The following is a 3,618-nucleotide window of genomic DNA, read 5'->3' as shown; positions in this document are numbered from 1 at the left end:
CCAATAAAAGATGGATGGGAGTGGATTCGAACCACCGAACCCGAAGGAGCGGATTTACAGTCCGCCGCGTTTAGCCAGACTTCGCTACCCATCCATAATTGATTTACCATAAATCAACTTAATTATAATACCAAAAACAAGCCAGCCCCGTCAAGCTGGATTACCGTTATTTCTCATAAAAATTGGCATTCATTCCTCTTTCTCATCTAAATTAATCACGTGGACTCGCTTCAGCCATTCTGATTGGAAATCATTGGTCACCCACTCGTGTCTTCTGGCTGTCCCGTAACCTACCGATTGATTAAAATAAACAGTCCCCGCATACATTCTTGGTGCCGGATGAATATGCATGTGACCAAACAAAACGTATTTAACTTGATACTTAGCTAGCAGCTCTCCCGTGTGCACGCTGCCTAACATAGCGTTAGCCATATTCCAAAATCGATCATCAGAGGTAATCCGCAAATACTCAATTCGTGGGACAAAATGAGTCATAAATAACACGCGTCTGTGTTCTCGTTGCGCTTGCAGCAATTGTTGTTCAATAACCTGTAATTCCACAGCCATGCGTTCAGGATCACTGAGTGGCTGTTTAATTGCCCCATCGATCCAATACGCGCGCTTCCAGTGCAAAAAATCAGCTTCAGGACGATGCATTGCTGCCGAAAAGGAATAGTCATACCAGCCATTATTGCCAATGATCCGCCAATCAGTATTGGAAACATCGAAATATTGACGATGAAGGTAGGTCTCAGCTACAGGCTTTTGAAGCTCCCTGTAGCTAATATCATTGACCATGTCATGATTGCCGGCAATAAACTTAACCGTGGTGTTAGGCGTCATTTTTTGCAGATTTTCAGTAAACGATACTGACTGATCAAAATGATTAAACAGATCCCCTGCAATTAAATAAATGCCAATGCCGTTTCGATTTAACCAATCACTTTGCTGCTGGAGCGTATCATTCACATTTACTTTATTAATATCAAGGTGGATATCACTCACCATGGCGACTTTAACCATCATTCTGCTCCTAATAAAAAAGTTGTGCTACGAGGATATCGTAACACAACTTTGAAATGACTTGTTTATAGAACACCTTCCATTAAGCGTTTAATCGGCTTAATCATGAAGAAGAGCACGATACCTGCAGCAATGGCAACAAGCGCATTGCCTGTGAAGTAGGCCGCTTCATTCCCAGGTGTATAGAATTTAACGATTTGTGAGTTAACCGCTTGGCCGGCAGAATCAGCTAAGAACCACATGCTCATCATCGATGATTGGAAAGCTCTTGGTGCTAATTTCGTCGTAACAGAAAGTCCAATTGGAGAAATCAGCAATTCACCAATTTCAACAATTGCCCAGCTACCTACTAACCAAAATGGACTAACTTTTGCATATGGGCCAAACATTGTAACTGGGATAACCATCAATAAATATGAGAACCCAGTGATAACCATCCCCATGGAGAATTTAGAAGGAGATGAAGGTTGTTTCTTACCCAGCTTCGTCCACATAGTCGCAAAGATTGGGGTGTAAATTAAAATAAATAATGGGTTCAATGATTGATAATTAGCTGGATTAATGTGAATGACCCAGTTAAAAATATGAACGGTGTTGTTAGTCTGTTCTTGTGCAAACAGTGCTAACACAACCATGCCTTGTTCTTCAATCGCCCAGAAAATTGCTGCGGCAATAAATAACGGCACGTAAGCCCAAACACGTGAACGCTCATGCTTAGTAGTTTTCTTGCTTGTGAGCATAACCGTGAAGTAAATAATTGGTGTGACAACCGCAATTATACTGAGCAATGTAATGAAGTTAGCGATGTTAAACGCACCAAAGACATACATAATCAACAGCACTAAAGCAAAAGCAATCACTCCCAAGGCTGTACGGAAGGATAACTTTTTAGCATCCCCTGGTTCCAACGGATCATCTGGGTACAGCGAATCAGCACTCAGATACTTCTTACCACCGTACCAGTACGATACCAACCCAAAGAACATACCAATCGCAGCCAATGAGAAACCTGCGTGGAAGTTAAATGTTGACCACATTGCTGGCACAGCAATTGGTGCAACTAACGATCCTAAGTTAATCCCAAAAACGAAAATGGTAAAACCAGAATCACGACGGGTGTCTTCTGGTGCGTACAAAGTACCAACCATCTCAGAAACGTTTGGTTTCAACAAACCAGTCCCAATTGTGATTAAACAAATAGAAATAAATAATGCTATTTTACCAGCTGGGAAAGATAAGAAAATGTGACCAAACATAATCAAAACACCACCGTAAAACACGGTTTTACGGCTACCCCAGATTCGGTCACTCAAAAAGCCACCAAGGACTGAAGATAAATAAACTAATGACCCATAAATCGACATGATTGAGGCAGCAAGCCCCTTATCCATGCCAAGTCCGCCTTGTGCAATTGAGAAGTACATGTAGTAGATCAAAATTGCTTTCATACCATAGTAACTGAACCGTTCCCACATTTCAGTCATGAACAACGTAGATAATCCACGTGGCTGACCAAAAAATGAGCGATCTAATTGCTTGTTCCCTTGGTTATCCAATTAAAGCCCTCCAGACATCTCACACTCAAGCAATACCATTTATTTACCGGAGTGATGATTAAAGGAGCGGAATTACCGCTCCTCATAGTATTCTAATTGAAACATATAGAACATTATACGCCCGAAAGGACATCAACGCAATGACATTTAGTGTATAAAACACGGGCAAATAATGATTTTGCAAGAGGGATGTCTAGTAAATAAATTCATGCCAAAAACAGTCTGAAACCCGAAGCTAGCCGACAACCTTATTCTTATCTAATTCTGTCATCGCAAATTTAACCAGACTTTCACCATTGACCCAAGCGTAAATGTTATCAGGAATTTTTTCTAAACGGGGATTAATGGCTTTCAAAGAGACGTAGTCACAACCAACTTGTGGCGCAACTAAAACGAGGTCTGCTGTTTCTAAGCCATCATTTTTAGCGGCAGCAAAACTGGTTGCCTCAAAAGTAATATCCGTATGGTAGGCCTCAGTAGATCGCTGAGCAGTTTCTTGTAATAAGTGACTCGTAATTCCACTCGCACATACAATTAATACAGTTGTCATCATGATTACCTCCAAATTTTGCGTTATGTATTAGCGCTTGCATTGTTTATAGCCTACCACTAATAAATGTATACCACAAGTTAAAATAGCATGATTTTTCTTTTTAAATGGCGGTTTTAACGTCTATACCAATTTTTAAGAAGCACATATTACGAGACTTATTGATCAAACAAAAAAACATCAACGCATATGCGTTGATGTTTTTATCAGTTGAATAGATGCCGGCTGAGGAATTCGAATCCCCGACCCTCGGTTTACGATACCGATGCTCTACCAACTGAGCTAAGCCGGCATTACTAAAAATTATGACTCCGGCAGGCGGGCTCGAACCGTCGACAACCTGATTAACAGTCAGGTGCTCTACCAACTGAGCTATGCCGGAATAATATAGCGTGGCAACGTCCTACCCTCGCAGGGGGCGATCCCCCAACTACTCTTGGCGTGCTGAAGCTTAACTTCTGTGTTCGGCATGGGAACAGGTGTATCCTT

General features: G+C 41.4%; 3 protein-coding genes, 3 tRNA genes and 1 rRNA gene. All 7 read right to left on the bottom strand.

The window, feature by feature from the left end; all coding sequences use genetic code 11:
• Positions 1–11 precede the first annotated feature (11 nt).
• Positions 12–94 (bottom strand) — tRNA-Tyr (locus HC026_RS12205).
• Between the two features lie 95 nt (positions 95–189).
• Entirely contained in the window at positions 190–1,023 is an 834-nt protein-coding gene (locus HC026_RS12200; RefSeq protein ID WP_232843747.1) for a metallophosphoesterase, read from the bottom strand.
• A gap of 65 nt (positions 1,024–1,088) precedes the next feature.
• Positions 1,089–2,579 (bottom strand): peptide MFS transporter, encoded by a 1,491-nt coding sequence (locus HC026_RS12195; RefSeq protein WP_168926186.1) that lies wholly within the window; start codon positions 2,577–2,579, stop codon positions 1,089–1,091.
• Between the two features lie 235 nt (positions 2,580–2,814).
• Positions 2,815–3,129, bottom strand: a complete 315-nt coding sequence (locus HC026_RS12190; RefSeq protein ID WP_168926185.1) for a PTS sugar transporter subunit IIB — start codon at positions 3,127–3,129, stop codon at positions 2,815–2,817.
• Between the two features lie 219 nt (positions 3,130–3,348).
• A tRNA-Thr gene (locus HC026_RS12185) sits at positions 3,349–3,421 on the bottom strand.
• Between the two features lie 17 nt (positions 3,422–3,438).
• Positions 3,439–3,511: transfer RNA gene (locus tag HC026_RS12180), tRNA-Asn, on the bottom strand.
• 8 nt (positions 3,512–3,519) lie between these two features.
• Positions 3,520–3,618: ribosomal RNA gene (rrf, locus tag HC026_RS12175) — 5S ribosomal RNA — on the bottom strand; the annotation flags it as partial.

It is taken from the genome of Secundilactobacillus angelensis (genome assembly GCF_012641075.1).
Lineage (GTDB): Bacteria > Bacillota > Bacilli > Lactobacillales > Lactobacillaceae > Secundilactobacillus > Secundilactobacillus angelensis.
The sequence above is the reverse complement of the archived record's forward strand: the minus strand, read 5'-3'. Positions and strand labels throughout refer to the sequence as shown.